The 17,114-nt window shown below is 61.6% G+C and carries 19 protein-coding genes and 1 pseudogene; 12 read left to right on the forward strand and 8 right to left on the reverse strand.

Going from position 1 to position 17,114, the window contains the following annotated elements:
- Positions 1 to 99 precede the first annotated feature (99 nt).
- Positions 100 to 534 (reverse strand): PilZ domain-containing protein, encoded by a 435-nt coding sequence (locus tag P3S72_RS09845; protein WP_247401694.1) that lies wholly within the window; start codon positions 532 to 534, stop codon positions 100 to 102.
- On the opposite strand from P3S72_RS09845, the gene P3S72_RS09850 reads away from it, so the two are divergent.
- The 5 genes from P3S72_RS09850 to cysB all read left to right on the forward strand — a co-directional run bounded on the left by P3S72_RS09850 (position 533) and on the right by cysB (position 4,451).
- The gene (locus tag P3S72_RS09850) at positions 533 to 919 is read left to right on the forward strand and encodes a thioredoxin (RefSeq protein WP_247401692.1); all 387 of its coding nucleotides are present in this window, start codon (positions 533 to 535) and stop codon (positions 917 to 919) included. The genes P3S72_RS09845 and P3S72_RS09850 overlap by 2 nt on opposite strands.
- Positions 916 to 1,869 (forward strand): putative 2-dehydropantoate 2-reductase, encoded by a 954-nt coding sequence (locus P3S72_RS09855; protein WP_276197172.1) that lies wholly within the window; start codon positions 916 to 918, stop codon positions 1,867 to 1,869. The genes P3S72_RS09850 and P3S72_RS09855 overlap by 4 nt, the downstream gene beginning before the upstream one ends.
- 15 nt (positions 1,870 to 1,884) lie before the next feature.
- Complete coding sequence (locus P3S72_RS09860) at positions 1,885 to 2,802, forward strand: 5'-nucleotidase (RefSeq protein ID WP_276197173.1); 918 nt, start codon at positions 1,885 to 1,887, stop codon at positions 2,800 to 2,802.
- Positions 2,803 to 2,872: 70 nt separating this feature from the next.
- Positions 2,873 to 3,373 (forward strand): universal stress protein, encoded by a 501-nt coding sequence (locus tag P3S72_RS09865; protein ID WP_276197174.1) that lies wholly within the window; start codon positions 2,873 to 2,875, stop codon positions 3,371 to 3,373.
- Between the two features lie 103 nt (positions 3,374 to 3,476).
- Positions 3,477 to 4,451, forward strand: coding sequence for an HTH-type transcriptional regulator CysB (cysB, locus tag P3S72_RS09870; protein ID WP_017849520.1), 975 nt, complete (start codon positions 3,477 to 3,479; stop codon positions 4,449 to 4,451).
- 5 nt (positions 4,452 to 4,456) lie between these two features.
- Here cysB and P3S72_RS09875 read toward each other — a convergent pair whose 3' ends face one another.
- Complete coding sequence (locus P3S72_RS09875) at positions 4,457 to 4,945, reverse strand: transcription elongation factor GreAB (RefSeq protein WP_276197175.1); 489 nt, start codon at positions 4,943 to 4,945, stop codon at positions 4,457 to 4,459.
- Between the two features lie 12 nt (positions 4,946 to 4,957).
- Complete coding sequence (locus tag P3S72_RS09880) at positions 4,958 to 5,326, reverse strand: hypothetical protein (RefSeq protein ID WP_276197176.1); 369 nt, start codon at positions 5,324 to 5,326, stop codon at positions 4,958 to 4,960.
- Positions 5,327 to 5,458: 132 nt separating this feature from the next.
- Here P3S72_RS09880 and earP point away from each other — a divergent pair, with 132 nt between their 5' ends.
- Both earP and P3S72_RS09890 read left to right on the forward strand, forming a co-directional pair.
- Positions 5,459 to 6,592 carry an elongation factor P maturation arginine rhamnosyltransferase EarP gene (earP, locus tag P3S72_RS09885; RefSeq protein ID WP_276197177.1) on the forward strand — a complete coding sequence of 378 codons (1,134 nt, stop codon included), beginning with the start codon at positions 5,459 to 5,461 and terminating at the stop codon, positions 6,590 to 6,592.
- Positions 6,593 to 6,641: 49 nt separating this feature from the next.
- Entirely contained in the window at positions 6,642 to 7,214 is a 573-nt protein-coding gene (locus tag P3S72_RS09890) for an elongation factor P (protein ID WP_017849516.1), read from the forward strand.
- Between the two features lie 220 nt (positions 7,215 to 7,434).
- On the opposite strand, the pseudogene P3S72_RS09895 reads toward P3S72_RS09890, so the two are convergent.
- Positions 7,435 to 7,586: pseudogene (locus tag P3S72_RS09895) on the reverse strand (MarR family transcriptional regulator); the annotation flags it as partial.
- Positions 7,571 to 8,521 (reverse strand): LysR family transcriptional regulator, encoded by a 951-nt coding sequence (locus P3S72_RS09900; protein WP_253394318.1) that lies wholly within the window; start codon positions 8,519 to 8,521, stop codon positions 7,571 to 7,573. The gene P3S72_RS09900 and the pseudogene P3S72_RS09895, both read right to left, overlap by 16 nt.
- A 108-nt stretch (positions 8,522 to 8,629) precedes the next feature.
- On the opposite strand from P3S72_RS09900, the gene P3S72_RS09905 reads away from it, so the two are divergent.
- A complete protein-coding gene (locus P3S72_RS09905) occupies positions 8,630 to 9,379 on the forward strand; it encodes a sulfite exporter TauE/SafE family protein (RefSeq protein WP_276197917.1) in 750 nt (249 codons plus the stop codon).
- On the opposite strand, the gene P3S72_RS09910 is transcribed toward P3S72_RS09905, so the two are convergent.
- On the reverse strand, positions 9,369 to 10,223 hold the full coding sequence (locus tag P3S72_RS09910; RefSeq protein ID WP_276197178.1) for a LysR family transcriptional regulator: 855 nt from the start codon (positions 10,221 to 10,223) through the stop codon (positions 9,369 to 9,371). The two genes, P3S72_RS09905 and P3S72_RS09910, sit on opposite strands and share 11 nt — an antisense overlap.
- Before the next feature lie 97 nt (positions 10,224 to 10,320).
- On the opposite strand from P3S72_RS09910, the gene P3S72_RS09915 reads away from it, so the two are divergent.
- A complete protein-coding gene (locus P3S72_RS09915; protein ID WP_276197179.1) occupies positions 10,321 to 10,527 on the forward strand; it encodes a DUF1127 domain-containing protein in 207 nt (68 codons plus the stop codon).
- Between the two features lie 45 nt (positions 10,528 to 10,572).
- Positions 10,573 to 11,796 (forward strand): winged helix-turn-helix domain-containing protein, encoded by a 1,224-nt coding sequence (locus P3S72_RS09920; protein WP_276197180.1) that lies wholly within the window; start codon positions 10,573 to 10,575, stop codon positions 11,794 to 11,796.
- Positions 11,797 to 11,827: 31 nt separating this feature from the next.
- Here P3S72_RS09920 and P3S72_RS09925 read toward each other — a convergent pair whose 3' ends face one another.
- A complete protein-coding gene (locus P3S72_RS09925; RefSeq protein WP_276197181.1) occupies positions 11,828 to 13,174 on the reverse strand; it encodes a 3-deoxy-7-phosphoheptulonate synthase class II in 1,347 nt (448 codons plus the stop codon).
- Between the two features lie 125 nt (positions 13,175 to 13,299).
- Between P3S72_RS09925 and P3S72_RS09930 the strand changes: the two genes are divergently transcribed.
- Positions 13,300 to 14,055, forward strand: a complete 756-nt coding sequence (locus tag P3S72_RS09930; protein ID WP_247406229.1) for a spermidine synthase — start codon at positions 13,300 to 13,302, stop codon at positions 14,053 to 14,055.
- A 117-nt stretch (positions 14,056 to 14,172) separates the two neighbouring features.
- Here the strand turns inward: P3S72_RS09930 and P3S72_RS09935 are convergent, their stop codons facing one another.
- Positions 14,173 to 14,964 (reverse strand): crotonase/enoyl-CoA hydratase family protein, encoded by a 792-nt coding sequence (locus P3S72_RS09935; protein WP_276197182.1) that lies wholly within the window; start codon positions 14,962 to 14,964, stop codon positions 14,173 to 14,175.
- Positions 14,965 to 15,387: 423 nt separating this feature from the next.
- Between P3S72_RS09935 and P3S72_RS09940 the strand changes: the two genes are divergently transcribed.
- The gene (locus P3S72_RS09940) at positions 15,388 to 17,061 is read left to right on the forward strand and encodes a DEAD/DEAH box helicase (protein WP_276197183.1); all 1,674 of its coding nucleotides are present in this window, start codon (positions 15,388 to 15,390) and stop codon (positions 17,059 to 17,061) included.
- Positions 17,062 to 17,114 lie beyond the last annotated feature (53 nt).

Consider the following 17,114-nt stretch of genomic DNA (forward strand, 5'->3'; position numbering starts at 1 on the left):
GCCAGCCATTCCCGTGCGGCGGAGCACAGCATGATTTGAATGCAGGGGGGAGGAACCTTAGCGCGTAATACCGGCCCGCGACAATGGGCAAGGCCCGCTTTAATCCAGCGCCGGCGCCACAAACGCCTCATGGGAGAACTCACCGGCGTGCCGCGCTACCCACTCGCGGGCCATGCTTTCGAACTGCTCGGGCGTCGACTCGGCGTCTTCGTGCTGGCGGCAGTAACGTTCTATCCGGCATGCTTGCTCACCCATGCGTGCGCCGAACAACGCATGTTCATCGGTGAACGAGATGCCGACACGATAGCCGTTTTCCACCTTGCGGCACCATGCCACATAGCCCGGATAGCGGGCCCCGGCGCCCAGGGATGGGATATGCAGATCAACCGCCGTACCCTTGCGCCAGGCACGCGGGCAATTGCAGGCGATGCCACCCAGGCCGATAGTGTGCAGGCGTTGGCGGGGAATGGGAGGGGAGGGACGTTGGATCAATAGGGCAGCGACATCATCAGGATGAGGTAAAAAACGACCCATGTACACGGACTCCGAGCACCGTCCAGTCGACGGCGGTGGCAGCAGTATAGTGAAGGAACAGGCATTGACCGACCTGGATATTGACCAGCAATTGCTGGGATTGCCAGGCATTTCGCTCGTGGTGTTCACCAGCGTGGGCTGTTCCAGTTGCCGTTGGGCGCATCAGCAACTACCGGGCTGGCATTTGCCGGTGGATCGGCTGTGCTGGGTGGATGCCGGGCACAACGGTGGTGCGGTGGAACGTTACCAGGTCTTTCATTTGCCGGCGTTGTTCGTGGTGTGCGAGGGTCAATTCCTTGGGCAAATACAGACACGCCTTACGCCTTCCGACCTTACCAACGCTATTCATCAAGCGCTTACCCGTACTCCAGAGGATTTGCCATGACCGCATTGTCACCACGCATTGGCATTATCGGCACCGGCGCCATCGGTGGTTTCTACGGCCTGATGCTGGCGCGAGCCGGCTTCGATGTGCATTTCCTGCTGCGCAGCGAATACGCAGCGGTCAGTGAGCGCGGCCTGCGTCTCAACAGCAGCGTGTATGGCACCTTGCACCTGAACCCCGTGCAGGCCTACGCCCGCGCCGCCGACATGCCGCCGTGCGACTGGCTGCTGGTGGGGACCAAGTCCACGGGCAATGTCGACCTGGCCCCGACCATCGCTCAGGTCGCGGCGCCCGACGCCAAGGTGGTGTTGCTGCAAAATGGCCTCGACGTCGAAGACAGCCTGCGTGAACACCTACCGGCTTCCCTGCATCTGCTCGGCGGGCTGTGCTATATCGGCGTACACCGTTCTGCCCCCGGCGTCGTCGAGCATCAGGCGTTGGGCCGGGTCAACCTGGGTTATCACAGCGGCACCGCCGCCAACGACGAAGCGCGCCAGAAGGCGATTGTCGAAGCCGGCGCCGCGTTGTTTCATCAGGCCGGCATCGAGTCTCAGGCCATGGCCAACGTACACCAGGCGCGCTGGCACAAGCTGGTGTGGAACGTGCCTTACAACGGCCTCTCCGTGCTGTTGGGCAGCGGCACCACAGCGATGATGGCGGATGAGTCCAGCCGCGAACTGATCCAGGCGCTGATGGCCGAAGTGGTGAAGGGCGCCCACGCCTGTGGCCACGACATTGCGGCCAGCTATGCCGAGCAAATGTTCGCCATGACCGAAACCATGGACGACTACCTGCCCAGCATGTACCACGACCATCTCCATAAACGCCCGCTGGAACTGGCGGCGATCTACGCCCGCCCACTCGCCGCCGCCAAGGCCGCCGGCTGCGAGTTGCCGCGAATGCAGGCGCTGTATCAGGCCTTGAGTTTTATTGATCGGCATAACCGCTGATTGGGGGGAACCACCATGGCAAAGGGATTGGGCGACAAGCTGGTACTGGCGATTTCATCGCGGGCGCTGTTCGACTTGAGTGACAGCCACAAGGTCTACCTGGCCCAAGGCGTGGAGGCCTACCGCAAATACCAGATCGAGCACGAAGAAGAAACGCTCGAGCCGGGCGATGCCTTCCCGCTGGTCAAGAAACTCCTGAGCCTCAACGCCAGCCTGGGCCGGGCCCGGGTCGAGGTGGTGCTGGTGTCGCGCAACAGTGCTGACACCGGCCTGCGCGTGTTCAATTCGATCCAGCATTACGGCCTGGACATTTCCCGCGCCGCTTTCGTAGGAGGGCGTAGTCCATATCCTTATTTGGCGGCGTTTGGATGCCATCTGTTCCTTTCGACCCATGCTGAAGACGTGCGCAGTGCGCTCGATGCCGGGTTTGCGGCAGCGACGATTCTGTCAGGCGGCGCGCGCAGGGCATCGAGCGAGGAGCTGCGGATCGCATTTGATGGCGATGCGGTGTTGTTTTCCGACGAGTCGGAGCGCGTTTATCAACTGGGTGGGCTGGAAGCGTTCCAGGCCAGCGAGCGCGAATCGGCACGCCAGCCGTTGCATGGCGGCCCCTTCAAGGGCTTCCTCGCGGCGCTTAACTTGTTGCAGCGTGAGTTCCCGGAAGAGGCGTGCCCGATCCGCACCGCGCTGGTCACCGCCCGGTCGGCGCCGTCCCACGAGCGGGTGATTCGCACCTTGCGCGAGTGGGATATCCGCCTGGACGAGTCGTTGTTCCTCGGCGGCCTGGAAAAATCTGCGTTCCTGGAGGCGTTCGCCGCCGACGTTTTTTTCGATGACCAGGCCGGCCATTGCGAGAAAGCCAGGGAGGTGGTGGCCACCGGGCATGTGCCCCATGGCATCAGCAATGAGGTGAAGATTCAGACGTCGAGCTAAGTCAGTCGGATTCCCCGAGGCGCTGCTAAGCTCATTCAATCTCCGCCATCCTGGCTGTCCAGGAGGTTTTATGATCCGGTCGATGCTGTATGCCACGGACCTCGGTCTGTATGCGCCTTATGTGATGCAACATGCGCTGGCACTGGCGCGAACGTTCAAGGCTGAGCTGTCGGTGATTCATGTGGTCGAACCCATGGGGCTGTTCGCCGAATCGGTGTTGCAGAGCTACCTTGATGAAAAGGCCCTGAACGAATGGCAGAGCCAGGGCCTGAGCACGGTGATGGCGACGATCGAGCAGCGGGTGCTCGACAGTTTTCGCGAGGAGCTGGTGGACGGCGAACAAGACTTGCAATTGATCCACTCGGTGCGGGTGATCCAGGGTGACCCGTGCGAGGTGATTCTCGACCAACTGCGTAAACTTTCCGTGGATCTGTTGATCGTAGGCAGTCACAGCCACGCAACTGCCGCGGCCACCCCCCTTGGGCGCACCGCTGCACGGGTGTTGCAGCTGTCTCCGGTGCCGGTTTACCTGGTGCCGTCGTTACAACGTCAACGCAGTGATGACGTGTGAAGGGAAGGGTCGATAAAAAGTTCTAGATTTATCTGTCTAACCTTTAATATAGTTATATACCGTCGCTGATACCCGTGGCGTCTATCTGCTTTGAGGGACACATATGAAGCTTCAACAACTGCGCTACATCTGGGAAGTGGCGCACCACGATCTCAACGTTTCCGCTACCGCTCAAAGCCTCTACACCTCGCAACCGGGTATCAGCAAGCAGATCCGCCTGCTCGAAGACGAGCTGGGTGTCGAAGTGTTCGCCCGCAGCGGCAAGCACCTGACCCGCGTCACCCCAGCCGGTGAACGCATCATCACCACCGCCGGCGAGATCCTGCGCAAAGTCGAGAGCATCAAGCAGATCGCCCAGGAGTTCTCCAACGAGAAGAAGGGCACCCTGTCGATCGCCACCACCCATACCCAGGCCCGTTATGCATTGCCGCCGGTGATCCGCGATTTCATCAAGCAATACCCGGATGTGGCCCTGCACATGCACCAGGGTTCGCCGATGCAGATTGCTGAAATGGCCGCCGACGGCACCGTCGACTTCGCGATTGCGACTGAGGCCTTGGAGTTGTTCGGCGACTTGGTAATGATGCCGTGCTATCGCTGGAACCGTTGTGTGGTGGTGCCGCAAGGCCACCCACTGGCCAAGCTGCCGAAGCTGACCCTGGAAGCCCTGGCGGAATACCCGATCGTGACGTATGTGTTCGGTTTTACCGGCCGCTCCAAGCTCGACGAAGCCTTCAGCCATCGTGGTCTCACGCCCAAAGTGGTGTTCACCGCAGCCGACGCCGACGTGATCAAGACTTACGTCCGCCTGGGCCTGGGCGTGGGGATCGTCGCCAAGATGGCGGTCGACACCCAGCTCGATAAAGACTTGGTCGTGCTCGACGCCAGCGAGTTGTTCGAGTCCAGTGTGACCAAGATCGGTTTCCGTCGCGGCACGTTCCTGCGTGGTTTCATGTGCGACTTCATCGAGAAATTCGCCCCGCACCTGACGCGCGAAGTCATGGCCAAGGCGATCCAGTGCCACAACAAGCAGGAACTGGAAGAGTTGTTCGACGGCGTAGAACTGCCCGTCCACTGAGTGGTTTATTTGGCCTCGGTAACCGTAAAGTGTTGCCGGGCGCCCGCCACTAGAATCTCCACCTCATCACCTTCGAACTTGCCCAGCAGGCTGTTGCCCAGGGGCGAGCGCGGGGTGATGACGGTGACCGGTTGCCCCACCACCTCCACTTTCAAGCCCGCCGCATCCGGCGCCAGGAACAACCATTGCTGGCGACCGTTTTCGTCTTCCAGGCCCACTAGCGCGCCGACTTCTATCCCCCGTTGTGCATCGTATGCACGCAGCTGCAGTTGCAGGTTCTGGCACAGCGTCAGCGACTGCTTGATCTCCTCGACCCGCTTGGCCTGTCCGGCCGCCAGGTATGACGCTTCCAGCCCGAGGGTGTCGTATTTGTTTTCCGCGATGTTTTCTTCATGGGTCGCGGTTTCGTAGGCGGTCTGCGCGGCGCGCTGGGCGATGTCGAGGTCGACGCTGAGTTTTTCCAGGATCAACTGGAGGACGGCGTGTTTATTCATGGTTGGGTTTGATCATTCGCAAAATTGCAGGACATTCGCCCGGCTCTTTTCATTGGGCGCGTTCTGGTCCTGTTGCAGCCAGAACTGGCATTTGGGGTTGGACAGGTTGCGCGCGTTGTTGCGAGCCTGATCCAGGGTTTGCTGTTGTTCCTGCTTGCGCAGGTTCTCTTGATACTGCTCAAACATGCGGTTCGGCGGTTCCGGTGCAACCGGCGTGGGTTTGCCGAGTTGTTGAACGGCCTGGGCGACGGGCGCCAGGCTTTGCGGGAACAGATAACGAGACGCCAGCCAGGTGGTCAGCGCAATGGCGATAAACCCCAGCCACACGCCCAGGGCGATGGCGAGACAAAGCTTGAACAGCGACAGCGGGCGGTCAGACATGGCGGTCTCCTGGGGGGCATTTGCGGTGTGGCGGCGATTGTCGCACAGCCACCGTGCAGAATAATCGCGATCAAGCCTTCTGCATCGGGGCATTTATGCGGACAATCGAGCCTTTGAGCGTTGGAGCCCGGAATGAAAGCCCGCTGGGATATTTTTTGCAGCGTCGTCGACAACTACGGCGACATTGGCGTGACCTGGCGTCTGGCCCGGCAATTGGTAGTGGAGCACGCGTGTGATGTGCGCTTGTGGGTCGATGACCTGCGGGCCTTCGAGCGCATGTGCCCGCAGATTGATGTGCAACGGGAGCAGCAATGGCAAGAGGGCGTCGACGTGCGTCATTGGCCAGCGCAGTGGTCGTCCACGCCATCGGCGGATGTGGTGATCGCCGCGTTTGCCTGCCAGTTGCCGCCTGAGTATATGGAGGCGATGGCCGAGCGCGAGCGTGCGCCGTTGTGGATGAACCTGGACTACCTGAGTGCCGAAGACTGGGTGGTGGGGTGCCATCGCCTGCCGTCGGTGAAGTTCAAGGGCGTGCAGAAGTACTTCTTCTTTCCCGGCTTTCGGTCGGGCACCGGTGGCCTGTTGCGTGAGGCGGGGTTGCTGCAACAGCGCCAGGCGTTTCAACAGGATGCGCGCGCACAGCAACAATTCCTGCAAAGCCTGGGCGTATTTCCCGCAGCCGATGCGCGGTTGATGTCGCTGTTCGCCTACGAAAATGCCGCGCTTGCCGGTTGGCTGGACGTGTTGGCGACGGACGGGCGTGCGACTCATCTGTTGGTGCCGGAAGGGCGCATCCTCGGCGACATGCAGCGCTGGCTCGGCGTGGATCGGCTGGCGGCGGGCGATGTTTATCAGCGCGACGCCCTGACCGTGCAGGTGCTTCCGTTCGTGCGCCAGGAGCAATATGACCGCCTGCTGTGGTGTTGCGAGTTCAACGCCGTGCGCGGCGAAGACTCCTTTGTTCGCGCTCAATGGGCCGGGCGCCCGTTGCTGTGGCACATCTATCGTCAGGACGAAGACATCCACCTGGACAAGCTCGACGCCTTTCTGGAGCTCTACACAGCAGCCCTCTCGCTGGAGGCAAAAGCCGCAGTGGTGGCTCTTTGGCAGGCCTGGAACACCGAGGGCGATATGGACCAACCTTGGAAAATGCTGCTGGCACACTGGCCGGAAGTGGCTGCACACGCCGAAACATGGTGTCTGGAACAGGGCTTGCAGGCGGATCTTGCGACGGCGCTGGTACAGTTTTATGAAAGTTGGATATGATACGCCACCTTGATTTTTGTAAACCCCATCCAAATTTCGGATATACGCAATGAAAACTGGTAAAGAACTGAAACCCGGTATGGTAATCCGTATCGACAACGATCCTTGGTTGGTTCAGAAAGCTGAGTTCACCAAGTCGGGCCGTAACAGCGCGATCATGAAGACCAAGCTGAAAAACCTGCTGACTGGTTACAAGACCGAAACCGTTTACAGCGCCGATGACAAGCTGGACGACGTGATCCTCGACCGTAAAGAAGCGACCCTGTCCTTCATCAGCGGCGACGCTTACACGTTCATGGACACCACCGACTACACCATGTACGAGCTGAACGCTGAAGATATCGAAGCCGTTCTGCCGTTCATCGAAGAAGGCATGACCGACGTCTGCGAAGCTATTTTCTTCGAAGACCGCCTGGTTTCCGTAGAGCTGCCGACCACTATCGTGCGTAAGGTTGCCTACACCGAAGGTTCCGCTCGCGGCGACACTTCGGGCAAGGTCATGAAGCCTGCCAAGCTGGCTAACGGTACTGAACTGCAAGTGGCCGATTTCATCGAAATCGACGACCTGATCGAGATCGACACCCGTGAAGGTGGTTCGTACAAAGGTCGCGCCAAGAAGTAATTCTGGCCCCTCCGATACGAAAAAAAGCCCGACCTTGAGTCGGGCTTTTTTGTGGGCGTTTAGTTGTCACTTCAGGTGTGGCTTCAGCATCATCCGATGCTTGCCGCACCGCCGGCACTTGGCTGGACGGCGCGCAGTTGACGAGCAGTACGGGTCAGACGGTGACGTGCAGGCGCACGTCGACGTTGCCACGGGAAGACTTGGTGGCAGTGTCGCCCAGGCTTTGCGCGTGACTGAGCAAGCTCTCGGCTTCCAGGTGCTTGAGCAAGGGGGCAGGCAGTGCGGATTGCTGATTTCGCCGACGGTCAAACCATCCTCTTCCCACAGCATCAACATGGCCAGTTACTGCGGATAGGTCAGACCAAGCCGCTTTGCAGTGCCAGGTCCCAGGGCGGCACCGGGCTGAAGCGGGATTTAAGGTATTCGAGCAACAAGCGGCTGCGCGCATTCGGCTGTTGTTCCAGGCGCAGCGCGTAGATGCCGGTGGTTTCCGGACTGGGCAGGCCGTTTTCGCAAAACAGCGGCAAGAGTTCGCCGCGAACCAGATATTCACTGGCCAGCCAGGTGGGCAGGTGCGCGATGCCCAGCCCGGCCAGGGCGCCGGAGAGCAGGGCTTCGGCGTTGTTGGCGCTCATGCGGATGCGTTGCGGGCGATAGGTGGCGCGGCGCCCGTCCAGTTCGAAGCGCCAGGCGAACATTGGCGCCAAGCCATCCCAGTCCAGCCCGTCGTGTTCGCTGAGGTCTCGCGGATGGGTCGGCGTGCCACGGTTTTTCAGGTAGGCCGGGCTGGCACAGGCAATGCGCACGATACTGGCCAGCGGCGTGGCGATCAGCCGGGTGTCGACGATATGCCCGGCGCGCAGCACCAGGTCGACCTTGCCCAGGTGTGCGCCCTGCATGTCCACAAAGCTGTCGATCAAATGCAGGTGTACATCCAGCCCAGGGTAGACGTTCAGGAAGTCGGCGATCACCGGCGCCAGATGCCGTCGACCGAACGCCGCCGGTGCATCCACGCGTATCAAGCCCTCCGGCGCATGGCTCAAGGACACCGCTTCCGCCCGTGCCAACTGCAACTCGGTGACGATGCGCCGCGCACGCTCGGCGAACGCCAGGCCGGCCGGTGTCGGCAGCACCGCATGGGTGCTGCGCTGAAACAAGCGGCTGCCCACCGAACTTTCCAGGCTGTCGATGCGCCGGGCCACGGCCGAGGGCGTCAGCGGATGGCGACGTGCGGCGGCGGAAAAGCTGCCGGTTTCCAACACATCGAGAAACAGGCTGAGTTGATCGGTCAGGATATTCGGGTTCATCGGTCGACGCTTATGCGAGATTGGCACAGCCATTGTGCGTTGCTGTGCGTATCCGCGCCAGAGCGGACTGCGTAGCATGCAAGGCCTGGGATTGTGGAGTAATGCGTGGTGTTGGATTTAGCGATGTACCTGGTATTAGGCGCGGCATTGGGCACGGTGGGCGGCCTGTTTGGCATTGGCGGCGGGTTGATTGCCATCCCGGTGCTCGGCGTGCTGTTCGGCCTCGATCAGCAGATCGCTCAAGGCACTGCGCTGGTGATGGTGGTGCCCAACGTGATGCTCGCGCTGTGGCGTTATCACCAGCGCAATCGCATTGAATTGCGCCACGCATTGCCGCTGGGGGTGATGGGTTTCAGCTTTGCCTGGCTCGGTTCGATCTGGGCCGTGGGCCTGGACGCCGGCGCGATGCGCATCGGCTTTATCGCTTTCCTGGTGGTGCTGTCGGCCTACAACCTGTTGCGCATGTTCACGCGCAATGCACCGCCGACGGCACAGATGCGGTATCCCTGGCCGTGGCTCGGCGTATTGGGTGCGGTCTCCGGCTCTATGGGCGGCTTGTTCGGTGTCGGTGGTGCGGTGGTCGCCACGCCGGTGCTGACCAGCGTGTTCGGCACCACCCAGGTGGTGGCCCAAGGTTTGTCCCTGGCCTTGGCGTTGCCCAGCACCGGGGTGACCCTCGTCACCTACGCTTGGCACCACGAGGTGGACTGGATGGTCGGCGTCCCCCTGGCGGTCGGCGGCCTGCTCAGTATCAGTTGGGGGGTGAAAGTCGCCCACGCCCTGCCGGAGCGCCTGTTGCGCGGTTTGTTCTGCGGTTTCCTGGTGGTGTGCGCGGTGATGCTGACGTTTAAAGTTTGAAGCCTTCGATGATGTACTCCGCCAGGCAGTCGGTGATGGGCGATGTCATCAGCGGGTTACGCAGCAAGCGCAGATTCATCGACGGCAAGGGTGGGAAACCGTCGTCGCTGCCGAGCACGCGCAGGTCATCGGTCACCAGGCTTTCCATGCTGACCATCGCCGCCAGGCCAGCGCTGACCACGGCCTGGATCGCCGCCCCGTTGGAGCTGTGGTAGGCCAGGCGATAATCCCGACCGGCCGCATCCAGTGCGGCACGCGCCCATTGGGTGTAAAGGCAGTCGGAGCCGGACATCGCCAGCGGCAGGGCATCGTGCTCGTCCACGCAGAAGCACGGCGCCGCCGCCCACACCATGCGCTCGGTGCGTAGCAGTTCGCCGAGATCATTGCCGGGCTCGCGGCTGATCACCGTCAACGCCAGGTCGCGCCGTTGCATCAGCACCGTTGACGCCTCGCAGTGCATTTCGATCTGGATCAACGGGTATGCCTTGGAAAACTGTTTCAGAATCCCTGGAAGGAAGCGCATCACATAGTCGTCCGGGGTGCCGATGCGCACCAGCCCGACCATATGCGGTTCACGCAAGGTGTTGAACACCTCGCTGTGCAGTTTCAGGATGCGCCGCGCATACCCCAGCAGCACCTGGCCCTCGGGCGTCAGCCGCACTTGCCGGCCGTCGCGTTCGAACAGCTTGCGCTGCAGCACGTCTTCTTCCAGGCGCTTCATCTGCATGCTGACCGCCGATTGGGTGCGGTTTACCTGCTCGCCGGCACGGGTAAACCCGCCCTGATCGGCGATGGCGACGAAGGTGCGCAGCACATCGGTGTCGATGCTCGGGTACGCGGTCAATTGATCAATCCTTGAGATGTATTACATAAGAAACATTCGTTGGATTGATCATATCCCCCGGCACACACTCGCGTCATCCCCAAGGGAGGGCGAGAAGATGAAAGGTCAAACAGGTTTTGCAGGATTGGCAAAGCGGCCGCTTTGCGGGCTGCTCCAGGCGGTTGCGCGGTGGCAGGCATTGCATCATGAGCGTCGGTTACTGGCGACACTGAGCGATGCGGCGCTCAAGGATATCGGGCTCAACCGCGCCGACGTGGAGCACGAAACCCATCGGCATTTCTGGGAAGACCCGCTGCGAAAATGACCGAAGATGCAGTAGGGTAGTCGCCAAGTTCATAGGGAGATGCCCATGCTCGCCGACCTGTCTTTTTCCCTCAAACAAGCGCGGCGCATGGCACTGGCCGCGCAGGGGTTTTCCGGGCGCCAGGCGCCCGCGTTGATCAAGGCCACGCACCTCAACCGCTTGATCGAACGCCTGGGCGTGGTGCAGATCGATTCGGTCAATGCCGTGGTGCGTTCCCATTACCTGCCGTTGTTTTCGCGCCTGGGCCAGTACGCCCCGTCATTGCTTGAGCAGGCGGCCTGGAGCCAGGGTCGACAGCGTTCGTTGTTCGAATATTGGGGGCATGAAGCCTCGTTGTTGCCGATGGCACTGTACCCCTTGATGCGCTGGCGCATGGAACGGGCAAAACAGGGCCAGGGCATCTATGCGCAGATGGCGCGCTTTGGTCGCGAGCAGCAGGTCATCATCCAGCGCGTCTTGAAGACCGTCGAACAACAGGGCGCCCTGGGCGCGGGCAGTCTGTCGACCCGCGAAGAGCGCGCCGGCCCCTGGTGGGACTGGAGTGATGAAAAGCACGCGCTGGAATGGCTGTTCGCTGCTGGCCTGGTCACGGTTGCCGGTCGGCGCGGGTTTGAGCGGCTCTACGATTTACCTGAGCGCGTCATTCCCGGCGACCGGCTTCACCAGGCCCCGCTGAGCGAGGCCGAGGCTCAGCGCGGTTTGCTGCTGCACAGCGCGACCGCGCTGGGCGTCGGCAGCGAAAAAGACCTGCGCGATTACTTCCGTCTGGAGCCTGCCGACACTCGCAGCCGCTTGGCCGAGCTGGTCGAAGACGGCCAATTGCTGACGTGCCGGGTGCAGGGCTGGAAGCAGCCTGCCTATTGCCTGCCGGAGCCGAAAGTACCGCGCAAGGTGCCGGCCAGTGCACTGCTGTCGCCGTTCGATTCGCTGATCTGGGAGCGCAGCCGCACCGAGCGACTGTTCGATTTCCGTTATCGGCTGGAGATCTACACCCCTCAAGACAAACGGGTGTACGGCTACTACGTGCTGCCGTTTCTGCACAACGAGCGCATTGCCGCGCGCGTCGACCTGCGCGCCGAACGTGCGCACGGGCGCCTGGCCGTGCATGCGGTACACGAAGAAGAGCCGGGGCTGGATGAGGAGGGGATGCGTGCGTTGGCGCTGAACTTGCGGCAAATGGCCGACTGGCTGGGCCTGGAACAGGTGCAGCTGAATTGCCAGCGGCCGAGTGGCGGCCGACTAAGGGCGGCGATGCTCACACAACTGTAGGAGCGAGCAAGCTCGCTCCTACAGAATGGGGTCATCTTTTTACTTGCTTCAACGTTTCGGCGATCAGGAACGCCAGCTCCAACGACTGATCGGCATTCATCCGCGGGTCGCAGTGGGTGTGGTAGCGGTCCGACAAGCCGTCTTCGGTGATGGGCCGCGCGCCGCCGATGCATTCGGTGACGTTCTGCCCAGTCATCTCGATATGAATCCCGCCGGCATAGCTGCCTTCGGCCTCGTGTACCTGGAAGAACGCCTTCACCTCGCCGAGGATCTGCGCAAAGTCGCGGGTCTTGTAGCCGCTGCTGGCCTTGATGGTGTTGCCGTGCATCGGGTCGGAGCTCCACAGCACCTGCTTGCCCTCGCGCTGTACGGCGCGAATCAGCGCCGGCAGGTGGTCGCCGACCTTGTGGGCGCCCATGCGTGCAATCAGGTTCAAGCGGCCGGGGTCGTTGTCCGGGTTGAGGATGTCGATCAGGCGGATCAGGTCATCCGGGTTCATGCTCGGGCCGACCTTGACCCCGATCGGGTTGTGTACCCCGCGCAGGAACTCGACGTGGGCGCCGTCCAGCTGACGGGTGCGATCACCGATCCACAGCATGTGGGCCGAGCAGTCGTAGTAGTCGTTGGTCAGGCTGTCGCGGCGCACGAAGGCTTGTTCATAGTTGAGCAGTAGCGCTTCGTGGGCGGTGAAGAAGCTGGTTTCGCGCAGTTGCGGCGAGCTGTCCATGCCGCAGGCGCGCATGAAGGCCAGGGTTTCGTCGATGCGGTTCGCCAGTTGGCTGTACTTCTCGGCCAGTGCGGAGTTGGCGATGAAGTCCAGGTTCCACTTGTGTACCTGATGCAGGTCGGCAAACCCGCCCTGGGCGAAGGCGCGCAGCAGGTTCAGGGTGGCGGTGGACTGGTGGTAGGACTGCAGCAGGCGCTCGGGGTCTGGCACGCGGTTTTTTTCGTCGAAGCCGATACCGTTGACGATATCGCCACGGTAGGCCGGCAGGGTGACGCCATCGATGGTTTCATCGTTGGACGAGCGCGGCTTGGCGAACTGGCCAGCCATGCGCCCGACTTTCACCACCGGGCAGCCGGCGGCGAAGGTCATCACGATGGCCATCTGCAGCAGCACCTTGAAGGTGTCGCGGATTTTTGCGGCGGAAAACTCGGCAAAACTCTCGGCGCAGTCGCCACCTTGCAGCAGGAAGGCGCGACCCTGGGTCACCTCGGCAAACTGACGGCGCAACTCGCGGGCCTCCCCGGCAAACACCAGCGGCGGGTAGCTGGCCAGGCTCTGCTCCACCTGCAACAGGTGCGCAGCGTCCGGGTACTGGGGTTGTTGCTGGATCGGCAGGGCGCGCCAGCTGTCGGGGCTCCAGGGTTGGCTCATCGTGAACTCGATAGGGTGATTGACGGTCGGGCGTCAATGTTATCAGCAATTAGTGCGTGACCTGTTGCCGCTGGTTGGCCGACAATCGCGCCTTTGCCGTGGGGTTAGACCCTTTAGGAGTTGAGATGACCGAGGAGCGTGTCGAGCGCCTGCTGGCCGAGGTCCATGATGACTTCGGCATTGTCCGTGTGCTCGAAGTGGCCGATTACCGTTTTCTCGAGTTTGGCGACGCCATCGAGCAAAGCTGCGTGTTCACCGCCGACCCGAGCTGGCTGGAGTACGACTACACCCGTGCGATGCTGATCGGTGCGTTGTGCCATGAGCAGCCGGAGAGCGCGTTGTTCCTCGGCCTGGGCGCCGGCACGCTGACCCAGGCGTGCCTCAAATTCCTGCCGCTGGAGGATGTCGAAGCCATCGAGTTGCGCCCCGACGTGCCGCGTCTGGCCATTGAGTACCTCGGGCTGGACGACGATCCACGCCTGTACATCCGCATTGGCGACGCTCTGGAATTGCTCGAAACCGCTGAAACGGCCGACCTGATTTTCGTCGACCTGTACACCGACGTCGGCCCCGGCGTCGGGCACCTGGCCTGGACCTTCCTGGAAAATTGTCAGAAGAAACTCAACCCCGGCGGTTGGCTGGTGATCAACCAGTGGGCCACCGACGATGGCAAGCCCTTGGGTGCGGCCTTGTTGCGCGGGTTGTATCACCGGCATTATTGGGAGCTGCCGGTGAAAGAGGGCAATGTGATCCTGCTGGTGCCTTCGGAGCTGGATCAGGAGCTGGACCATGCCGCGCTCTCAGCTCGCGCCGAGGCGCTGGCGCCGCGACTGGGCTATTCGTTGCAGGCGCTGATCAAGGCTATTCGGCCAGCCACCTAGTTGTCTGCGCGGGCGTCATCGCGAGCAAGCCCGCTGCCACATCGACCGCATTCCTTCAGGATGTGCTCGGTCAAATGTGGGAGCGGGCTTGCTCGCGATGACGCCCGCGCAGACAACTCAAATTCCCCTGAATACCCCTGGGCGCTTCTCGAGCATGGCGCGCACGCCTTCCTTGGCGTCTTCGCTGTTGAGCAATTGCTCGACCACTGGCGGTAATGCGGCCGCCGCGACGGCTTCGCCCTCCAGGCGCGCCAGGCGGGCCGACATCAAGGTGGCCTGCACGCCGAGCGGTGCCTGGCGTGCGATGCGGCTGGCCAGTTCGATGGCGCGCGGCAGCAGGTCTTCGCTGGCCATCACCTCCTGCACCAACCCTAGGCGCAGGGCTTCGTGGGCATCGAACTCATCGCCGGTGAGCAGCCAGCGCATTGCGTTGCCCCAGCCGGCAATCTGATGAAAGCGCAACGTCGCACCGCCAAATGGAAAGATCCCACGTTGTACTTCCATCTGCGCGAAGCGGGTGTTGCTCGCGCAGAGATTGATATCCGCCGCCAGCATCAGCTCGATACCAAGGGTCAGGCAGTAGCCCTGGGCGGCGACGATCACCGGTTTGCTGACCCGTGGGCCGGCGAACACGCCCCAGGGATCGCAGCCCCCGAGCGGCGGTTGCCAACCTCCCGCCATCACCCCACTGACGTTGGCCAGGTCCAGTCCGGCGGTGAAGTGGTCGCCGTGGGCGAACACCACGGCCACGCGCGCATCGTCATTTCGATCAAATTCGCCATAGGCCCGGCTGAGTTCGTTGAGTAGCTCCAGGTTAAAGGCATTGCGCTTGGCGACTCGATCCAGGCCCAACAGCAGGACATGATCCTTGTATTCACGGCTGACGAGGCTGCTGCTGGCTTGATTCATCGGGTGTGCCCTCGGGCGCAGGGAAGGGTTTCGGACCAAAGGGTCTGAGTGGACGGGTGAACCGTTTAAGCGTTTTAACCAACAAGGCCGGGCACTTGAAAAATAGACCTTGGCGCTCATCTGCGCAAAGACGGTGAAGCAGCGCGGTTTATCGGCGCTTTGCGATAAAAAAAGCTCCCTTTTTCAGCTATTTCCGGTATAGTGCGCGCCGGCCTTTAACCTGGCCGCGTTTAGGTAGCGCAATTCCCCGAAGTCAGCTTCGGCTGCACGTCCGTACAGCGGACTCTTCCTTGACGAATCTTTTTCATTCATTCGTTTTCGCAAATCCCCGCCGACAAAGCAGCCAGGGCGACTCTTGAGTCTCAACACGGCACGCGCAGCTTTGGAGCATGGGTCTTTGCGGATGCACTTAGAGGCAGACCCATGACCCAGGAAACCGGCGGCTTCGCCGCTTTTAATCTTAACCCGAACATTCTTGCTGCCGTCATTGCGACTGGCTACGAAGAACCTTCGGCGATTCAGCAGCAATCGATCCCGATCATCATGGCCGGCCATGACATGATTGGCCAGGCGCAAACCGGTACCGGTAAAACCGCCGCGTTCGCCCTGCCTATCCTGCACTGCATCGATCCTGCTAAGCGCGAACCGCAAGCCCTGATCCTGGCGCCAACTCGTGAGTTGGCGCTGCAAGTAGCAACCGCTTTTGAAACCTACGCCAAGCAAATGCCGGGTGTAACCGTTGTTGCCGTTTACGGCGGCGCGCCGATGGGTCCACAACTCAAGGCTATCCGTAACGGCGCACAGATCGTTGTCGCCACCCCGGGCCGTCTGTGCGACCACCTGCGTCGTGACGAGAAAGTCCTGTCGACCGTGAACCACCTGGTTCTGGACGAAGCTGACGAAATGTTGAAACTGGGCTTCATGGATGACCTGGAAGTCATCTTCAAAGCGCTGCCAGCAACCCGTCAGACCGTGCTGTTCTCGGCCACCCTGCCGCAGTCGATCCGCGCCATTGCCGAACGCCACCTGCGCGATCCGCAACATGTGAAGATCCAGACCAAGACTCAGACCGTTACCGCGATCGAACAGGCTCACCTGTTGGTTCACGCTGACCAGAAGACCTCGGCTGTATTGAGCCTGCTGGAAGTTGAAGACTTCGACGCCCTGATCATGTTCGTGCGCACCAAGCAAGCGACCCTGGACCTGGCCAGTGCCCTCGAAGCCAAAGGCTACAAAGCCGCTGCGCTGAACGGCGACATCGCCCAGAACCAACGTGAGCGCGTGATCGAGTCGCTCAAGGATGGCCGTCTGGACATCGTTGTGGCGACCGACGTTGCTGCGCGTGGCCTCGACGTTCCGCGTATCACCCACGTGTTCAACGTTGACATGCCTTACGATCCAGAGTCCTACGTTCACCGTATCGGCCGTACCGGCCGTGCCGGTCGCGAAGGTCGCGCACTGCTGCTGGTGACGCCACGTGAGCGTCGCATGCTGCAAGTGATCGAGCGTGTGACCGGTCAGAAGGTTGCTGAGGTCCGCCTGCCGGATGCCCAGGCCGTTCTCGATGCCCGCATCAAGAAACTGACCAACAGCTTGTCGCCGCTGGTGGCTGACGCTGAATCGACCCACGGCGAGCTGTTGGATCGTCTGACTGCCGATATCGGTTGCACCCCGCGTGCCCTGGCTGCAGCCCTGCTGCGCAAGGCGACCAACGGTCAGGCCCTGACCCTGGCAGCGATCGAGAAAGAACGCCCACTGGTACCGAACAACGCTCCGCGCGGTGATCGTCCAGAGCGTACTGGCGACCGTCCGGACCGTGGTGATCGTGAGCGCCGCGCTCCGGTGCCATTGGCCGAAGGCCGTGCTCGCTGCCGTACCGCGCTGGGCGCGCGTGACGGTATCGCCGCCAAGAACCTGCTGGGCGCTATCCTCAACGAGGGTGGCCTGGCACGTGAAGCCATCGGTCGCATCCAGGTCCGTGACAGCTTCTCCCTGGTGGAGCTGCCGGAAGACGGTCTGGAAAAACTGCTGACCAAGCTGAAAGACACTCGCGTTGCCGGTAAGCAGCTCAAGCTGCGTCGCTACCGCGAAGATTGATCTGCCTCTGGGCTGATTGATCGCACATAAAAAATCCCCGACTGGTTTGGGGA

It is taken from the genome of Pseudomonas sp. D3, from assembly GCF_029320995.1.
Lineage (GTDB): Bacteria > Pseudomonadota > Gammaproteobacteria > Pseudomonadales > Pseudomonadaceae > Aquipseudomonas > Aquipseudomonas paraveronii.